Raw genomic sequence first — 16,116 nt, 5'->3', positions numbered from 1 at the left:
ATCAGCCTCCGTAAGCGTCGAACAGCGCATCGAGCGCAGTGAGGCTCGATGCGAACGGCGCGCATTCGCGAAAGCCCTGCTGCAGGAACGCTTCGATGCGCGGGTAGAGCGCGATCGCGCGGTCGAGCTGTGCGTCGCGGCCGGGCGCGTAGGCGCCGACCGCGATCAGGTCGCGATTGCGCTGGTAGCGCGACAGCATCTGCTTGAACTGCCGCACGTGGTCGAGATGCGTTTCGTCGATCAGCGCGGTCATCGCGCGGCTGATCGACGCCTCGATGTCGATCGCGGGATAGTGGCCGGCCTCGGCGAGCGCACGCGACAGCACGATGTGGCCGTCGAGGATCGCGCGCGCCGAATCGGCGATCGGGTCCTGCTGGTCGTCGCCCTCGGTCAGCACCGTGTAGAACGCGGTGATCGAGCCGCCGCCTTCGGGGCCGTTGCCGGTGCGCTCGACGAGCGCGGGCAGCTTCGCGAACACCGACGGCGGATAGCCTTTCGTCGCGGGCGGCTCGCCGATCGCCAGCGCGATCTCGCGCTGCGCCATCGCATAGCGCGTCAGCGAATCCATCAGCAGCAGCACGTGCTTGCCCTGGTCGCGGAAATACTCGGCGAGCGACGTCGCGTACGCGGCGCCCTGCATCCGCAACAGCGGCGACACGTCGGCCGGCGCCGCGACGACGACCGAGCGCGCGAGCCCGTCCTCGCCGAGGATCTGTTCGATGAATTCCTTCACTTCGCGGCCGCGTTCGCCGATCAGGCCGATCACGATCACTTCCGCGCTCGTATAGCGCGCCATCGTGCCGAGCAGCACCGACTTGCCGACGCCGGAGCCGGCGAACAGGCCCATTCGCTGGCCGCGGCCGACGGTGAGCAGCGCGTTGATCGCGCGCACGCCGACGTCGAGTACGTGGTGGATCGGCTCGCGATCGAGCGGGTTGATCGACGGCGCCGACAGCGGCGCATCGACTTTCGACGCGAGCGGGCCGAGGCCGTCGAGCGGGCGGCCCGACGCGTCGACGACGCGCCCGAGCATCTCCCAGCCGACCGGCAGCCGCTTCGCGCCCGCGAGCGGATCGGCGACGGGCGCGCTTTCGCGCGGCCACACGCGGGCGCCGGGCAGGACGCCGGCGACGTCGGTGGTCGGCATCAGGAACAGGCGGTCGCCGGCGAAGCCGACGACTTCGGCTTCCGCGTGCGGCAGCGTGCTGCCGGGCGGCAGTTCGATCGTGCATTCGGCGCCGACCGACAGGCGCAGCCCGATCGCCTCGAGCACGAGGCCGGCCGCGCGCGTGAGGCGTCCGCACGGCCGCAGCGGCAGCGCGCGGTGGCTGCGCGCGGCGAGCCCGTTCAGGTGCGTGCGCCAGTGCGCGAGATGCGGATTGTGCGGCGCGCGCGGGGCGGCGTCGGCAGCCGCGGATGCGGCGTGCGGCGTGGCGTCGTCCGCGGGATCGTGCGCGGCCGCCGGCCCGAACGACGCGAGCGCGAGCTCGCGTTCGAGCGGCGTCATGCCGTCGTGCGCGAACGCGTCGGGCGAGCGCGTCACCACGTGCTCACCTTGCCGATCGCGGCGGCGACGCGCTGCCAGCGCGTGGGCAGCGTCGCGTCGACCTCGCCGGTCGCGGCGTGCGCGCGGCAGCCGCCGCGCTCGATCGACGCGTCGGTGCGCACGGTCCAGCCGAGCGTGTCGAGATCGTCCTGCAGATACGCTTCGACGACGGGCAGGTCGGCCGGATTCACCGCGAGATGCGGCGCGCCGGACAGCGCGGGTTCGGCCGCGAGCACGTCGCGCACGGCGGCGACCAGCGCGGCCGGGTCGTGCTTCACGTGCTGGCGCACGACCTGCTGCGCGATGTCGAGCGCGAGCTGCGCGAGCTCGGACGCGAGATCGTGTTCGACGGCGGACACGGCTTCGCGGAACGACGCGGCGAGCGCCGCGAGCTGCGCGGCCTGTTCGCGGGCGTCGGCCTGGCCGGCCTCGAAACCCTGTTCGCGGCCCTGCTCGAAACCGGCCTGGTAGCCGAGCGCCTGGCCTTCGACGTGGCCGGCCGCATGGCCTTCGGCGTGCGCGGCGTCGCGCACGCGCTGCAGTTCCTCGGCGAGCGCGGCGGCAGCGGCCGCCGCGTGGTCGGGCGGCGGCGGGGGCGGCGGCGGGTCGAACGACGCCATCTCCCACCGCTGGTACGCGGTGAGGGTGCCCACGCGATCGCTCGCCGAATCAGACATACGCGTCTTCCGCCTTGCCGCCGATCGCGATCTGGCCGCTCTCGGCGAGGTTGCGCACGATCTGCAGGATGCGGCGCTGCTGCGTCTCGACTTCGGACACGCGCACCGGGCCGCGCGCGTCGAGATCCTCGGCGAGCAGTTCGGCCGCGCGCTGCGACATGTTCGCGAGGAACTTCTGGCGCAACGCGGGCGGCGCGCCCTTCAGCGCGACGATCAGTGTTTCCGACTCGACTTCCTTGAGCACCATCTGGATCGCGCGGTCCTCGAGGTCGAGCAGGTTCTCGAACACGAACATCTGGTCGATGATCTTCTGCGCGAGATCGGCGTCGTACTGGCGCACGCTTTCGAGCACGCCTTCCTCGTGCACGCTCGTCATGAAGTTCAGGATCTCGGCCGCGGTGCGGATGCCGCCCATCGGGCTGCGCTTCAGGTTGTCGCTGCCGGACAGCAGGCCCGTCAGCACGTCGTCGAGTTCGCGCAGCGCGGCCGGCTGGATGCCGTCGAGCGTCGCGATCCGCAGCAGCACGTCGTTACGCAGCCGTTCGGTGAAGCATGACGCGATCTCCGAGGCCTGGTCGCGGTCGAGGTGCACGAGGATCGTCGCGATGATCTGCGGATGCTCGTTCTTGATCAGCTCGGCCACCGCGCCCGAATCCATCCACTTCAGGCCCTCGATGCCGCTCGTGTCGCTGCCCTGCAGGATGCGGTCGATCAGCACGCCGGCCTTGTCCTCGCCGAGCGCCTTCGTCAGCACCGAGCGGATGTACTCGCTCGAATCGAGCGACAGCGCGGTGTGCTGCTCGGCTTCCTTCACGAAGTCCTGCAGCACGTCCTCGACCTGCTCGCGCGTGACGTTCTTCAGCGCGGCCATCGCGGCGCCGATCTTCTGGACCTCGCGCGGCGCGAGGAACTTGAATACCTGCGCGGCCTCTTCCTCGCCGATCGACATCAGCAGCAGCGCGCTCTTGGTCAAGCCTTCAGCGTTCATCGGACACCCAGTTCTTCACGACGGTGGCGACGATCTTCGGATCCTGGCGGGCGATCGTGCGCGCGTAGTCGAGGTTGCGTTCGTAGCGGTTCTTCTCGTTTTCGAAGCCGAGCAGCAGCGGGTCCGGTTCCTCCGCCGCCTTGTCCGGCGCTGGCAGGCCGTCGAGCGCGACCGCGTCTTCCGGCGCCGCGAGCGCCGGCGCGGCCGGCTCGGGCGGCGGGAACGCGCGGCGCATCGCCGGGCGCACGAACATGAAGTACAGCGCCGCCGCGGCCGCCGCGATGCCGAGCCACTTCGCGGCTTCCTTCGCCATCGCGATCATGTCGGGCTGGCGCCACCACGGCAGGTCGGCGTACGGGTCGCTCACGGTCGAGAACGCGCTGTTCACGACGTTCACCGAGTCGCCGCGCTTCTCGTCGTAGCCCATCGCGTCCTTCACGAGCTGCTCGACCTGCGCGAGCTTCGCGGGCGGCAGCGGCTGCATCGTCACGTGGCCCTTCGCGTCGGCGACCGGCTGGTAGTTGACGACGACCGCGACCGACAGCCGCTTCACGCTGCCCATCGGCTGTTCGGTATGGCGGATCGTCTTGTCGAGCTCGTAGTTGGTCGTCTGGTCCTTGCGGTCGCTGACCGGCGTGGTCTGCGGCGCGTTTTGGCCGTTGCCGGCGACGATCGGCGCGGAGGCCGGCTGCGGCGGCGTGTTCGACAGCGCGCCCGGCACGCCCGACGCGCCGCCCTGCGCGAGCTCGGTCGCGCTGCTGGTCTGCTGGCTGCGGATCGCGGCTTGCTGCGGCGTGCCGTTCGGGCCGTAGCTTTCCGACGTCTGCTCGATCTTCGAGAAATCGAGATCGGCGCTGACCTGCGAGCGCGCGTTGCCGGCGCCGAAGATCGGCGCGAGGATCGCGTCGATGCGCTTCTGCGTGTTGTGCTCGACCTGCTGCACATACTTGAGCTGGCTCGCGTCGAGGCCGGAAGCGGACGCGGTCTGGGTCAGCAGGTTGCCGTCCTGGTCGACGATCGTCACGTTCTTGGCCGGCATGTCGGGCACGCCGGACGACACCATCCGCGTGATCGCCTGCACCTGGCCCTCGTCGAGCACGCGGCCCGGGTAGAGGTCGACGAACACCGACGCGCTCGGCGCTTCCTTGTCGCGCACGAACACCGACGGCTTCGGGATCGCGAGATGCACGCGCGCGCCGCGCACGGCGTTGATCGATTCGATGGTGCGCTGCAGCTCGCCTTCGAGCGCGCGCTGGTAGTTGATCTGCTCGGCGAACTGGCTGATGCCGAATTTCTGGTTGTCCATCAGCTCGAAGCCGACCGAGCCGCCCTTCGGCAGCCCCATCGCGGCGAGCTTCAGGCGCGTCTCGTGCACCTGGTTCGACGGCACGAGGATCGCGCCGCCGGCATCGGCGAACTTGTAGGGAACGTTTGCCTGCTGGAGCGCGGCGATGATCGCGCCGCCGTCGCGGTCCGACAGGTTGCTGTACAGCACGCGGTAGTCGGGCGCGCGGCTCCACAGCACGAGCGCGGTGATCGCGGCGATCGCGAACGCGACGGCGATCACGAACGGCAGCTTCGGGTTGCCCTTCATCCGCGAGATGCCGGGAATGCGTTCCGCGAAGCCGCCCAGCCCGAAGTCCGCGCCTGCGCCACCCGCGCCCGGCAACGCGGCGGCCGCGGCGGCGCCGGGCGCCGGGCTGAGGCCCGCGCGGGCGTCTGGGTTGATCAGCGAGTTGGCCTGCGAATCCATGCGTCGAGTTTCTCCGGAGCGGGACGACTGAGCTCGCTCGGACGAGCGGGCGGACAATGACACGATGCGATTATCGTGACCGGGGGCGCACTCCGATCGACCGAAAAGAGCGGGGTTTCCCCCGTACTTTCGCGGCTTTGACGCGCGCCGCGCTGCTATCCTTTTTCGCGATCCGGCATGGTGCGCGTGGTGCGGCGCCGGCGGGTCGCCCGGTGCGTCCGGGTCTCTTCTCTATGTCTGGGGACAGCATGACTGCGAACGTCAGCGGAATCGGTTCGGTGTTGCAACAGATGCAGTCGATGGCCGCGCAGGCGTCCGGCGGCGTCGCGAGCCCGACGGCGGCGCTGGCCGGCTCGGGCGCGGCGACGGCCGGCACGTTCGCGAGCGCGATGAAGGCATCGCTCGACAAGATCAGCGGCGACCAGCAGCACGCGCTCGGCGAGGCGAAGGCGTTCGAGGTCGGCGCGCCGAACATCTCGCTGAACGACGTGATGGTCGACATGCAGAAAGCCAATATCGGCTTCCAGTTCGGGCTTCAGGTCCGCAACAAGCTAGTGAGCGCTTACAACGACATCATGCAGATGTCGGTGTGAGGCGACGGGCATCCGGGGACGGCCATCCGGGGACGGCCATCCGGCGACGGCCATCCGGGGTCATCCGCGGACGGTTCAGGGCCTGCCGAACGAGTCCGGCGAGCCGGCATCGCAGGCCCGGCGGCGGCCCCCCGCGCACCTAAAGCTTTTCAAATCCCTTCCGATAACTCCGGTGAAGGCCGCGCCGTGCAACGCACGGCGGCGGCTCCCGTATAGCAGGCAATAACAAGGAGAAGCGCATGTTTTCCCCAGGACACGCTGGAGCCAGTGCGTACGCGCGTGTCGGCGTCGAGACCGGGGTGATGGGCGCCTCCCCGCACCGGCTGATCGCGATGCTGTACCAGGGCGCGCGGCAGGCGATCGCGCTGGCGCGCATGCATCTGCAGCAGGACAACGTGGCCGGGCGCGGCGAGGCGATCGGCAAGGCGATCCGGATCGTCGAGAGCGGCCTGCAGGCGTCGCTGAACCGCGACGCGGGCGGCGAGATCGCCGACCGGCTCAATGCGCTGTACGCGTATATCGGCCGGCGCCTGCTGGAAGCGAACGCGCAGGCGAGCGACGCGATGCTGGTCGAGGTCGACGGCTTGCTCGCGACGCTCGAGGAAGCATGGACGGGCATCGCCCCGGAAGTCGCGCGGATGGCCGCGCAACAGGTAGCGGAAGCATCACGATGAATCACAAGGCCGAATACTTCGCGCGTTACGAGGCGCTCGCCGCCGTGTCGGGCCGGATGCTGTGCGCCGCGCGCGGCGCCGACTGGAGCGCGTTGCCGGGGTTGCAGGCCGAATTCATGCAGCTTGTCGACGGGTTGAAGGAGGCCGATCCGGGCGTCGCGCTCGACGAATCGGATCTCGGCCGCAAGCTCGACCTGATCCGCCGCATCCTGGCCGACGACGCCGCGATCCGCGATCTCGCGAGCCCGGACGTCGCGCGGCTGTCCGCGCTGTTCGAGGCGCGGCGCTCGACCCAGGTATTGACCGATCTCTACCGCGCGCGCGGGTAGGGCCGGGTTCCGGGAGACGGGTGCGAAGCGTCCGGGCCCGGTGCCGCACGCGGCGCGCGCTGTTCCCGCAGCGGCACCGGCGTGCCGCACCCGGATTCGCAACGATGTGGCTGATATAAGCAGGCTCCGATCATGACCGGTATCGACTCCGTTGCGGCCGCGCTGCTGGCGAGCCGCCTCGACAGCCTGCTGACCGGCACCGTTTCGGCGCCCGCCGGCGGCGGCGCGACCGCGCAGGTCGGCACGCCGGGCGCCGGCGCATCGTCCGCGCCGCCGGCCGGCAGCCCGCCCGCCGCGCCGCCGGCTTCCACGCAGACCGCGCTGTCCGAGGTCGGGCGCGTGCTCGACGCGATCTCGCGCTCGGGCGGCGATGCGACACCGGCGATCGTCGGCCGGCTGCCGCTGCTGGCCGATCCCGCCGTGCTGCTCACCGATACGCCCGTGCCGGCGCGTGCGCCGGCGGCGTCCGGTCCCGCCGCGCCTGCCACGCCGGCTTCGGCTCAAGCGTCGTCCGCCGCGGCCGCGCGCGATGCGCTCGCGCCGCCGCCGGTCGCGGCGCTGCGGGCGGCGCTCGCGCAGGCCGTGAGCGAAAGCGGCCTGTTCTACGAATCCCATCTCGCACAGTGGCTGGCCGGCCAGCGTCCGCTCGCGGCGCTGATGCGGGAGCCGCAGGCACGCCTCGCGACCGCGCTCGCGCCGGTCGACCCGGAAGCCGTCTCGCACGCGTCGACCGACGTGCTCGATGAACTGCTCGCGCAGCGCCCGCCGCTGCCGGCCGCCGCGCGGGCAAGCGCGCAACCGCCGGCGCAGGGCGGCGCACCTGCGCGCGACCCCGCGCAGCCCGCACCTGCGGCGGCCCGGCAGGGCGCGTCGCTGCCGTCCGACCCGGCCGATCCGCTGGCTGCGCACGCCGATGCGCGCTGGACGCCCGCGCGTGCCGAGCTGGCCGCCGCGTCACCCGATCCGCAGCCGCCGCTCGCAACCGTGCATCCGGCCGCCGTGCCGCTCGTTCGGCAACAGCTCGACGCGCTCGCGACCGACCAGTTTCGCTGGACCGGCGAGGCGTGGCCCGGCGCGCGGCTCGACTGGACGATCGAACCCGACGAGCCCGGCCACCGTGCGCCGCGCGGCGGCGGGGACGACGACGCGGGCGACGGCATCGCGTGGCGCACGCGCCTGACGCTGACGCTGCCGTCGCTCGGCACGGTCGATGCCGAGCTGGTGCTGAACGGCGCGCAACTCGTCGCGCGGCTGCGCGCGAACCAGACGGGCGCCGACCGTCTCACGCGTAACGAAGCCGCGCTGCGGCAGCGGCTCGAAGGCTCGGGGCTCAAGGTGGGCGGGCTGTCGATCCGTGCGGTCGACGACGGGCCGGACGGCTTCGACCTGTTCGCCGCGCAGGCCGCCGCCGCCGCGTATGCGCGCGGCGCGGCCGGCGGCGCCGACGTGCGGGTGCCGGGCGACGATGACGAGGCGCTGCCATGAGCACGACGTCCCGCAAGCATGCGGCCGCGCTCGTCTACGACCCGAAAGGCGGCGATGCGGCGCCGCGCGTGGTCGCGAAGGGCTACGGCGTGCTCGCCGAGATGATCGTCGCGCGCGCGCACGATGCGGGGCTGTACGTGCATACGGCGCCGGAGATGGTGTCGCTGCTGATGCAGGTTGATCTCGACGACCGGATTCCGCCGCAGCTTTACCAGGCGGTCGCTGACCTGCTCGCGTGGCTGTACGCGCTCGATCGCGCCGAACCCGCGCCGGACGACGCCGCGCCGCGTTTCCCGCTGCCGCCGTTGCGCTGAACGGCCCGCCGACGGGCGGATTATTACGAAATGCTGTCCGATGCTTGCGGGATCATTCTGTCGGTATCTGCCATCGATCGATCGTCATCGCAAGGCAACGCACGCCTTTCCTTCTCGTTCTCGCGCACCCCGGCCTTGTCGCTTCGTATGCGTATGGATTGAGCCGGCGGTCGATTTATGTAATGATATCCATTCTCATTTTCATGCTGCCCGGGCGGCGCGCACTCCCTGCGCGCCGCCCGTCGTTTTGAACGAATGGATACTTTCGCGTGAACGCGCCCGAAACGATCGACCCGCCCAAGACGGGCATGCCGCGCGCCGGCGTCACCGTGCTGCACCCGGCGGGCCGCCCGCTGAGCGACGACGAACTGGCCGCGCGCCGCCAGCGCTCGCGCCGTGCGACCTTCATCAAGTGGCTGCGCAAGGTGCACGGCTGGGTCGGGCTGTGGGGCGCGGTGCTCGGGCTGCTGTTCGGCGTGACCGGCGTGCTGCTGAACCATCGCGCGCCGCCGCTGAAAATTTCGACCGGTGAGCCGCAGGTCGAGGAGATGCAGATCGCGCTGCCCGATCCGGTGCCGAAGACGCCCGCCGCGATGACGAAGTGGCTGCAGCAGGAGCTGCAGTTCGACGGCAAGCCGGGCCGCATGCGCAAGGAGCCCGCGCAGGCCGTCGCATGGGGCGACAAGCGCGTGATGCAGCCCGAGCACTGGCAATTCGGCGTGTTCGGGCCGCACCAGAACCTGCAGGCCGAGTATTGGGTCGGCAACGGCTACGTGTCGGTGAAGCGCACCGGCAACACGTTCCTGACGACGCTGAACAACCTGCATCGCGGTGTCGGGATGAATCTGGGCTGGGTGCTGCTGATGGATACGATCGCGGGCTCGCTGATCCTGCTGTCGCTGACCGGCGTGCTGCTGTGGACCGAGCTGAACAAGCGCCGCACGGTCGGCGTCGTGCTGGTGGTCGGTTCGGTTGCCGCGGCGCTGGCCGCCGGCCTGACCTGAGCGCGGGTCGCGCCGGGGTAGCGGCCGGCGGGCGTGATCGCCCGCCGCCGTCGCGGGTCAGAGGCCGCAGGCCGCGCCGCTGTTCGCCGCGATTTCGCGCGCGGCCTTCGCGCCTTCGACCTGCAGGATCGTCGGCAGCGACACGTTGTTCTTCGCGGCGGTGATCTCGGCGAGGATCGAGATCGCGATTTCCGGCGGCGTCCGGCTGCCGATGTAGATGCCGGCCGGCCCGTGCAGCCGGGCCAGTTCCACTTCGTTCAGATCGAATTCGCGCAGGCGCTCGCGCCGCGCCGCGTTGTTGCGCCGCGAGCCGAGCGCGCCCACGTAGAACGCGGGCGTCTTCAGCGCCTCCATCAGCGCGAGATCGTCGAGCTTCGGATCGTGGGTGAGCGCGATCACGGCCGAACGCGCATCGAGCTTCATGTCGAGCACCGTGTCGTCGGGCATCGTGTGCACGACCCGCGTGCCCGGCACGTCCCACGCATCCGTGTATTCGTCGCGCGGATCGCAGACCGTCACCTGGTAGTCGAGCCCGACCGCGATCTGGCACAGATAGCGCGACAACTGGCCGGCGCCGATCACGAGCATCCGGTAGCGCGGCCCGTGGATCGTCACGAGGCGTTCGCCGTCGAACGCGAGCCCGTCGGTCGCCTGCGCGGGCGACAGCGACGCGCGGCCGGTCGCGAGCGTCATCGTGCGCGTGACGAGGCGGCCGGCCTCGACTTCCGCGCACAGTGCGGCGATCCCGCTGTCGCGCGTGAGCGGTTCGAGCACCAGCTGGATCGTGCCGCCGCAAGGCAGCCCGAAGCGGTGCGCTTCCTCGGCGGTCACGCCGTACTTGAGCGCTTCCGGGCGCGCATCGGCCGCGATGCCGCTCGCATGCACGCGGGCGATCAGGTCGTCCTCGATGCATCCGCCGGACACGGAGCCGACCACCAGGCCGTCCTCGCGCACGGCGAGCATCGCGCCTTCGGGGCGCGGCGACGAGCCCCACGTCTTCACGACCGTCACGAGCAGCACGCGGCGCCCTTCTTCGAGCCAGCGCGCGCTGGATTTCAGTACATCGAGATCGACGCTTTCCATCGTTTGTTCCTGTTGCCGGACGGCCCGCCGCGCGGCGCCGTCATTCGATGGCCGGATTATGAACCGCCCGGCGCGCGCGTGCAGGCGGCGCGGCGGCGGGGGCGGGCAAATCCGGACGATCGGGCAAGAGATCGCGACGATCGGACACTGATCGCGCGGCGGCCGAGGGTTCGGGAGAGGGTGCGTGCGGAGCCGGGGCGGCTCCGCGTGGGGTTCGTCATCGCGCGCCGCGGCGGCGCGCGATGACGGCGCTCAGTGCGCGTCGGGGCGGCCGTGCGCGAGCTTCGAGTGGTGTCGCGAGTACAGCGCGTAGATCACGAGGCCGATCACGAGCCAGATGCCGAATGCGGCCCACGTGACGGGCTGCAGGTTCAGCATCAGAAACAGGCACGATGCGACCGCGAGGATCGGCACCACCGGCACGCCCGGGCAGCGGAACGCGCGCGGCAGTTCGGGGTGGGTGCGGCGCAGCACGAGCACGGCGATCGACACCATCGAGAACGCCGCGAGCGTACCGATGTTGATCAGCTCGGCGAGCACGTTGAGCGGCACGAGCGCGGCGATCAGCCCGAAGAACAGGCCGACCAGCCAGGTGGTCAGGAACGGCGTCGCATAGCGCGGATGCACGCGCGACAGCGCGGCCGGCAGCAGCCCGTCGCGCGACATCGCGAAGATCACGCGCGTCTGGCCGTAGCTCATCACGAGGATCACGGTGAGCATGCCGAGCACCGCGCCGAGATCGATGAAGCCCGCGACCCACTTCTCGCCGGCGACCTGCAGCGCGTACGAGATCGGGTGCGAGATGTTCGCGTACTGGGCCGACGGCACGATGCCGGTCGCGACCGCGGCGACCGTCACGTACAGCACCGCGCACACCGCGAGCGACGCGATGATGCCGATCGGCAAATCGCGCTTCGGGTTCTTCACTTCCTCGGCTGCCGACGACACCGCGTCGAAGCCGATGAACGCGAAGAACATCACGGCGGCCGCGCCGAACACGCCGTTCCAGCCGTGCGGCATGAACGGCTTCCAGTTCGCGGGCGTCACGTGGAACAGGCCGACCGCGATCACGAGCAGCACGACCGACACCTTGATGAACACCATGATGTTGTTGATGCGGGTCGATTCGCGGATGCCGATCGACAGCAGCGTCGTGATCACGATCATCACGAGGAACGCGGGCAGGTTGAACCACGTGGTGACGCCCGGCACCGCGCCGGGCGCGGCCGTCAGCACGGTCGGCAGCGACAGCCCGAAGCCCTGCAGCAGCGACTGCAGGTAGCCTGACCAGCCGACCGACACGGCCGACGACGCGAGGCCGTACTCGAGCATCAGGTCCCAGCCGATGATCCACGCGACCAGCTCGCCGAGCGTTGCGTACGAATACGTGTAGATCGAGCCGGCGACGGGGATCGTCGACGCGAACTCCGCGTACGACAGCGCGGCGAGGCCGCACGCGATCGCGGCGATCACGAACGACAGCGTCAGCGCGGGGCCGGCCTGGACGGCGCCGGTGCCGGTCAGCACGAAGATGCCGGTGCCGATGATCGCGCCGATGCCGAGGAAGGTGAGGTCGATCGCGCCGAGCGCTTTCTTGAGCCCGGCGGCTTGCGCGCCGGCGATCATGCGATCGACGTTTTTCTTGCGGAAGAGAGACATTGCGGATGAATCGCCAGCGCGCGCAGGCACGGCGCGTTGACTGAGTGAAAACCCATAATTTTAGCTGATTTGGCGTGCAAACCCCGCTGCGGCGCCGCGGTGCGCCGTGGAATCGTCCGATAAAACAAGCGCTTGCGCCCGGAGCGGGCGCGGTTGGGCGCGGCGCGGCGTGCGCCGCGTCGCGGGATCGGACGAATTCGAATGGGCCGGGGGGGCTCAGGCGCCGGCCGTGGGCGCCATGTCGACGAGCCGGTTGCTCATCACGTAGAACGTGAGTTCCGCGTTGTTGGACAGCCGCATCTTCTCGAGCAGCCGCGACCGGTACACGCTCACCGTCTTCACCGACAGCGACAGCGTGTTCGCGATATCGGTGAGCCGCTTGCCGGACGCGAGCATGCAGAGCGTCTGATATTCGCGATCGGACAGCTTCTCGTGCGGCAGCGGTTCGTTCTCGAACGACACGTATTCGGCGAGCGCCTCGGCCATCGCGGGGCTCACGTACTTGCGCCCGGCCGCGACCTGCTGGATCGCGCCGATCATCTGCGCGGCGTTGACCGTCTTCGACAGGTAGCCGGCCGCGCCGGCCTTCAGCGCGCGCACCGCGTACTGGTCCTCGCGGTACATCGAGAACATCAGCACCGGCGTGCGCGTCAGCTTGCGCTTGAGGCGCTTGAGCACCTCGATGCCGTTCGTGTCGGGCAGCGAGATGTCGAGCAGGATCACGTCGAATTCCTGCTTGTCGACGGCCGCCATCGCGTCGCCGCCGTTCTCGGCCTCGGTCACGTCGCGCGCGACGCCGCGGTCGATCAGCAACTGGCGGATCCCTTGCCGGACGATCGCGTGATCGTCCACGAGCAGGATGTTCAGGCTCATCGCGACCTCACGAAAGCGACGTGCGGCGTGCCGCGACGGGCACCGCGAGCAGCGAATCCCACGCGAAGCGCGCGGTGACGCGCGTGCCGCGACCGGTTGCCGGCGTGGCCGTCTCGAAGCTGCCGCCGAACGCCTCGCAGCGCGCGCGCATGCCGGCGAGGCCGTAGCCGCTGCGGCGATTGCGCGCGAAACCGGTCCCATCGTCGGTGACACTCAGCGACAGGTGCGTGCCGTCGGTGACGATCCGCACGTCGACCGACGTCGCGCGGGCGTGTTTCGCGACGTTCGACAGCGCTTCCTGCGCGACGCGGAACACCGCGAGCGCGCCGGCGCCGGCGATTTGCGTGAGGCGCGCGTCGGCCGCGCACACGAAGCTCGTGCGCAGGCCGGTGCGCGCCGCATGGGTGTCGATCCACGACGACAGCGCGCCGACCACGCCTGCGTCGAGCGCCGGCGTGTCGCGCTCGTCGATCAGCCGGCGATTCGCGTCGGTCGCGGCGTCGAGCGCCTGCTGCGCCAGCGCCAGCGCGCGCAGGCAGCCTTCCGGCGCATCGGCCGGCAGCCACGTTTGAACGTTTGCGAGCGCGAAGCGGGCAGCGGTCAATTCGGCGCCGAGCCCGTCGTGCAGCTCGCCGGCCAGATGGCGGCGGGCCGCTTCGTCGGCGGCGAGCAACTGGGCGGAAAGTGCCGCGATCCGTGCGGCGGACGCGTCGCGTTTCGATGCGACGTCGGCCAGGGGCGAAGTCGCGGCGCAGCCGGGCATGCGCTGCCGCGACGGGAACGGGGCGTGGGCGCCCGAGGGCGCGTTAAGCGACGTATCCATGACTCTCCCTGCTGTCAGAAAGCGGTTCAGACACCGGCTGGTTGCGTGCACCGGCTGCCGTTTCGATGACGGTCGCCGCCAGAGAATCGCTCCATGCCGAGGTAACAAAAGTTACGTCTTGTAACACCTGCATCCGACCCTTCCACTCTCATCCGAACGGCAACCACGCGCGGCGAATAATATCTCAAAATTTCTGAAAAGGTCATGTCGGGCGGACATTTAAGGGTAAATGTGAATAATCGGAATGAACCTGTTGTAGGAAAAACACTGACACCCGAACACCGGGCGATGACGTATCCAAATGTAACTATTTGAGATGGAATGGTCCCAGTTTGTTACGAATTCGCCAAGTCCGGACGAAAAAAAACCGGAGCTTTCGCTCCGGTTCTTGATGCGGCACAAATTCGGGGATCGATCAGTCCACGAATGCACGCTCGATCACGTAGTGACCCGGCGCGCTGTTCTTGCCTTCGACGAGGCCGGCCTGCTTCAGCAGGTCGGTCGTGTCCTTCAGCATCGCGGTGCTGCCGCACAGCATCACGCGGTCGTTTTCCGGCGAGAAGGCCGGCACGCCGAGATCCGTGAACAGCTTGCCCGTCGCGATCAGGTCGGTGATCCGGCCCTCGTTGTCGAACGCTTCGCGCGTGACGGTCGGGTAGTAGACGAGCTTTTCCTTGATGATGTCGCCCAGGTACTCGTGGCCCGGCAGGTCGTGCTTGATGTAGTCCATGTACGCGAGCTCGCCCTTCAGGCGGCACGTGTGGGTCAGGATCACCTTGTCGAAGCGGTCGTAGATGTCCGGATCGCGGATGATCGACATGAACGGCGCGAGGCCCGTGCCCGTCGACAGCATCCACAGCGTCTTGCCCGGCAGCAGGTTGTCGGCGACCAGCGTGCCCGTCGGCTTCTTGCCGATCAGCACCGTGTCGCCCACCTTCAGGTGCTGCAGGCGCGACGTCAGCGGGCCGTTCTGCACCTTGATGCTGAAGAACTCGAGATGCTCCTCGTAGTTCGGGCTGACGATCGAATAGGCGCGCGCGAGCGGCTTGCCGTCGACTTCGAGGCCGACCATCGTGAATTCGCCGTTGTTGAAGCGCAGGCTCGCCTCACGGGTGCAGGTGAAGCTGAAAAGCGTGTCGGTCCAGTGATGGACGGATTGGACGGTGGCGGTGTCGTATTTGCTCATGGCTTTGAAAACGGACGCGCGTGGCGAACGCGTGTAACGGGCCCAAAAACGGGCAAAAAACCGAGTGCGACGGCCCGATCGCGGATCGGCCGGCCGGCGCGTCGGACACGCGCCTTCTCGATGACAGACGTTTGAGGAACTCGTTATTTTACCCTGTTGACGCGGATCGCGGGCTTGACCCCCGCGGCTGCGCGGATTTGGCGCAACAGATCCTTTCAACATGCTTTCCATGATCGGCCGCGCGTGTCGCGGCGACTGCGGCGTGCTCCGGCAGCGCCGTGACCGGGGGCGCCGCGGGACCGCGGGCGTTACTGCGGATCGAGGCGCAGGCGCGCGATGTACGGCAGGTGGTCCGACAGCCACGCGGCTTCGCCGGACGGCGCACGCCATTCGAGCGGCGTCAGCCCGCGCACGAACATCTTGTCGAGCGCGAGCGCCGGCGAGAACGCGGGGAACGTGCGGCCCGATTCGCCGAGCAGCGTCGCGACCTCGGACAGCCCGATCTCGCCGAACAGCGCGACCGAATCGTTGCGCCAGTCGTTGAAATCGCCGGCGAGCACGAGCGGATCGTCGCCCGCGTTGCGCACGATCCAGTGCGCGATCCAGTGCATCTGGCGCAGCCGCGCGGCGCGCGTGAGCGCCAGGTGCGCGCACAGCAGCGTGACCGGGCGGGCGCCCGCGAGCGTCGCGCGGGCGACGAGCAGCCCGCGCCGCTCGAAGCGGTGCGCGGAGATGTCCCAGCGGCCGCCGAGGTCGAGCGGATGCGGCGACAGGATCGCGTTGCCGTGCCGCCACGACGGCTTGAACACGTTCGGCCCGAGCGCGATCTGCCAGTCGAGCGCCTGCGCGATCTCGGTGGCCTGGCAATGCCACACGTCGTCGACCGTGTCGTCCATCGGCGCGCCGAAGCCCGGTGCGAGCATCGGGCGCGGCATGCGGCGCGCCATCGCTTCCTGCAGGAAGTACACGTCGGCGTGGGTCGACTGCATCCAGTCGCGCATCGCGTTCCACGCGGTGAAGCCGAGCGGCGAGCGGCCCTTGTGCAGGTTCCAGCTGACGGCGGTGATTTCGTCGGGCGCGGCGTGCGGTTCGGCGAACGGCAGGGAGAGAGCGTCGGCGGACATGACGC

16 protein-coding genes are annotated in these 16,116 nt (G+C 69.7%); 6 read left to right on the top strand and 10 right to left on the bottom strand.

Annotation, left to right across the window (positions count from 1 at the left end; genetic code table 11):
• Position 1: 1 nt before the first annotated feature.
• Genes fliI through fliF form a run of 4 tightly spaced genes read right to left on the bottom strand, consistent with a single transcriptional unit; the run spans position 2 to position 4,964 of the window.
• Entirely contained in the window at positions 2 to 1,507 is a 1,506-nt protein-coding gene (gene fliI / locus KU887_RS16275) for a flagellar protein export ATPase FliI (RefSeq protein WP_012492343.1), read from the bottom strand.
• 32 nt (positions 1,508 to 1,539) lie between these two features.
• A complete protein-coding gene (gene fliH, locus KU887_RS16270; protein WP_058901896.1) occupies positions 1,540 to 2,223 on the bottom strand; it encodes a flagellar assembly protein FliH in 684 nt (227 codons plus the stop codon).
• A complete protein-coding gene (gene fliG, locus KU887_RS16265) occupies positions 2,216 to 3,211 on the bottom strand; it encodes a flagellar motor switch protein FliG (RefSeq protein ID WP_006484813.1) in 996 nt (331 codons plus the stop codon). Before fliG ends, fliH begins: the two co-directional genes overlap by 8 nt.
• Complete coding sequence (gene fliF, locus KU887_RS16260; protein ID WP_006495531.1) at positions 3,201 to 4,964, bottom strand: flagellar basal-body MS-ring/collar protein FliF; 1,764 nt, start codon at positions 4,962 to 4,964, stop codon at positions 3,201 to 3,203. Before fliF ends, fliG begins: the two co-directional genes overlap by 11 nt.
• Positions 4,965 to 5,212: 248 nt before the next feature.
• Between fliF and fliE the strand changes: the two genes are divergently transcribed.
• The 6 genes from fliE to KU887_RS16230 all read left to right on the top strand — a co-directional run bounded on the left by fliE (position 5,213) and on the right by KU887_RS16230 (position 9,363).
• Positions 5,213 to 5,557, top strand: coding sequence for a flagellar hook-basal body complex protein FliE (gene fliE / locus KU887_RS16255; protein ID WP_006486991.1), 345 nt, complete (start codon positions 5,213 to 5,215; stop codon positions 5,555 to 5,557).
• A gap of 239 nt (positions 5,558 to 5,796) precedes the next feature.
• On the top strand, positions 5,797 to 6,231 hold the full coding sequence (fliS, locus tag KU887_RS16250) for a flagellar export chaperone FliS (RefSeq protein WP_006486995.1): 435 nt from the start codon (positions 5,797 to 5,799) through the stop codon (positions 6,229 to 6,231).
• Positions 6,228 to 6,560 carry a flagellar protein FliT gene (locus KU887_RS16245; RefSeq protein WP_006486993.1) on the top strand — a complete coding sequence of 111 codons (333 nt, stop codon included), beginning with the start codon at positions 6,228 to 6,230 and terminating at the stop codon, positions 6,558 to 6,560. The genes fliS and KU887_RS16245 overlap by 4 nt, the downstream gene beginning before the upstream one ends.
• A 132-nt stretch (positions 6,561 to 6,692) precedes the next feature.
• The gene (locus KU887_RS16240; RefSeq protein ID WP_258250500.1) at positions 6,693 to 8,045 is read left to right on the top strand and encodes a flagellar hook-length control protein FliK; all 1,353 of its coding nucleotides are present in this window, start codon (positions 6,693 to 6,695) and stop codon (positions 8,043 to 8,045) included.
• Positions 8,042 to 8,359 carry an EscU/YscU/HrcU family type III secretion system export apparatus switch protein gene (locus tag KU887_RS16235; protein WP_258250499.1) on the top strand — a complete coding sequence of 106 codons (318 nt, stop codon included), beginning with the start codon at positions 8,042 to 8,044 and terminating at the stop codon, positions 8,357 to 8,359. The genes KU887_RS16240 and KU887_RS16235 overlap by 4 nt, the downstream gene beginning before the upstream one ends.
• Before the next feature lie 269 nt (positions 8,360 to 8,628).
• Complete coding sequence (locus KU887_RS16230) at positions 8,629 to 9,363, top strand: PepSY-associated TM helix domain-containing protein (RefSeq protein WP_006482034.1); 735 nt, start codon at positions 8,629 to 8,631, stop codon at positions 9,361 to 9,363.
• A 57-nt stretch (positions 9,364 to 9,420) separates the two neighbouring features.
• Here the strand turns inward: KU887_RS16230 and KU887_RS16225 are convergent, their stop codons facing one another.
• The 6 genes from KU887_RS16225 to KU887_RS16200 form a co-directional block, all read right to left on the bottom strand.
• Complete coding sequence (locus KU887_RS16225) at positions 9,421 to 10,446, bottom strand: XdhC family protein (protein ID WP_006482029.1); 1,026 nt, start codon at positions 10,444 to 10,446, stop codon at positions 9,421 to 9,423.
• Between the two features lie 252 nt (positions 10,447 to 10,698).
• Positions 10,699 to 12,105, bottom strand: coding sequence for an amino acid permease (locus tag KU887_RS16220; protein ID WP_258250498.1), 1,407 nt, complete (start codon positions 12,103 to 12,105; stop codon positions 10,699 to 10,701).
• A gap of 216 nt (positions 12,106 to 12,321) precedes the next feature.
• The gene (rqpR, locus tag KU887_RS16215) at positions 12,322 to 12,978 is read right to left on the bottom strand and encodes a response regulator transcription factor RqpR (protein WP_006477530.1); all 657 of its coding nucleotides are present in this window, start codon (positions 12,976 to 12,978) and stop codon (positions 12,322 to 12,324) included.
• Between the two features lie 7 nt (positions 12,979 to 12,985).
• Positions 12,986 to 13,801 (bottom strand): quorum system sensor histidine kinase RqpS, encoded by an 816-nt coding sequence (gene rqpS / locus KU887_RS16210; protein ID WP_043204981.1) that lies wholly within the window; start codon positions 13,799 to 13,801, stop codon positions 12,986 to 12,988.
• A 415-nt stretch (positions 13,802 to 14,216) separates the two neighbouring features.
• On the bottom strand, positions 14,217 to 14,987 hold the full coding sequence (locus KU887_RS16205) for a ferredoxin--NADP reductase (protein WP_006482027.1): 771 nt from the start codon (positions 14,985 to 14,987) through the stop codon (positions 14,217 to 14,219).
• A gap of 308 nt (positions 14,988 to 15,295) precedes the next feature.
• On the bottom strand, positions 15,296 to 16,111 hold the full coding sequence (locus KU887_RS16200) for an endonuclease/exonuclease/phosphatase family protein (RefSeq protein ID WP_006482036.1): 816 nt from the start codon (positions 16,109 to 16,111) through the stop codon (positions 15,296 to 15,298).
• Between the last annotated feature and the right edge of the window lie 5 nt (positions 16,112 to 16,116).

Source organism: Burkholderia sp. EMB26 (assembly GCF_024730645.1).
Taxonomy (GTDB): domain Bacteria; phylum Pseudomonadota; class Gammaproteobacteria; order Burkholderiales; family Burkholderiaceae; genus Burkholderia; species Burkholderia cenocepacia.
Note: the sequence above shows the minus strand (reverse complement) of the source record. Positions and strands in the feature narration are given on the sequence as shown.

What these genes read in the sequence shown, in the direction of transcription:
- fliH (WP_058901896.1), bottom strand. Translation starts at nt 2,223, where the DNA reads ATGTCTGATTCGGCGAGCGATCGCGTGGGCACCCTCACCGCGTACCAG.
- fliI (WP_012492343.1), bottom strand. Translation starts at nt 1,507, where the DNA reads ATGACGCCGCTCGAACGCGAGCTCGCGCTCGCGTCGTTCGGGCCGGCG.
- rqpR (WP_006477530.1), bottom strand. Translation starts at nt 12,978, where the DNA reads ATGAGCCTGAACATCCTGCTCGTGGACGATCACGCGATCGTCCGGCAA.
- rqpS (WP_043204981.1), bottom strand. Translation starts at nt 13,801, where the DNA reads ATGGATACGTCGCTTAACGCGCCCTCGGGCGCCCACGCCCCGTTCCCG.
- KU887_RS16235 (WP_258250499.1), top strand. Translation starts at nt 8,042, where the DNA reads ATGAGCACGACGTCCCGCAAGCATGCGGCCGCGCTCGTCTACGACCCG.
- KU887_RS16245 (WP_006486993.1), top strand. Translation starts at nt 6,228, where the DNA reads ATGAATCACAAGGCCGAATACTTCGCGCGTTACGAGGCGCTCGCCGCC.
- fliG (WP_006484813.1), bottom strand. Translation starts at nt 3,211, where the DNA reads ATGAACGCTGAAGGCTTGACCAAGAGCGCGCTGCTGCTGATGTCGATC.
- KU887_RS16220 (WP_258250498.1), bottom strand. Translation starts at nt 12,105, where the DNA reads ATGTCTCTCTTCCGCAAGAAAAACGTCGATCGCATGATCGCCGGCGCG.
- KU887_RS16240 (WP_258250500.1), top strand. Translation starts at nt 6,693, where the DNA reads ATGACCGGTATCGACTCCGTTGCGGCCGCGCTGCTGGCGAGCCGCCTC.
- KU887_RS16225 (WP_006482029.1), bottom strand. Translation starts at nt 10,446, where the DNA reads ATGGAAAGCGTCGATCTCGATGTACTGAAATCCAGCGCGCGCTGGCTC.
- fliS (WP_006486995.1), top strand. Translation starts at nt 5,797, where the DNA reads ATGTTTTCCCCAGGACACGCTGGAGCCAGTGCGTACGCGCGTGTCGGC.
- fliE (WP_006486991.1), top strand. Translation starts at nt 5,213, where the DNA reads ATGACTGCGAACGTCAGCGGAATCGGTTCGGTGTTGCAACAGATGCAG.
- KU887_RS16205 (WP_006482027.1), bottom strand. Translation starts at nt 14,987, where the DNA reads ATGAGCAAATACGACACCGCCACCGTCCAATCCGTCCATCACTGGACC.
- fliF (WP_006495531.1), bottom strand. Translation starts at nt 4,964, where the DNA reads ATGGATTCGCAGGCCAACTCGCTGATCAACCCAGACGCCCGCGCGGGC.
- KU887_RS16200 (WP_006482036.1), bottom strand. Translation starts at nt 16,111, where the DNA reads ATGTCCGCCGACGCTCTCTCCCTGCCGTTCGCCGAACCGCACGCCGCG.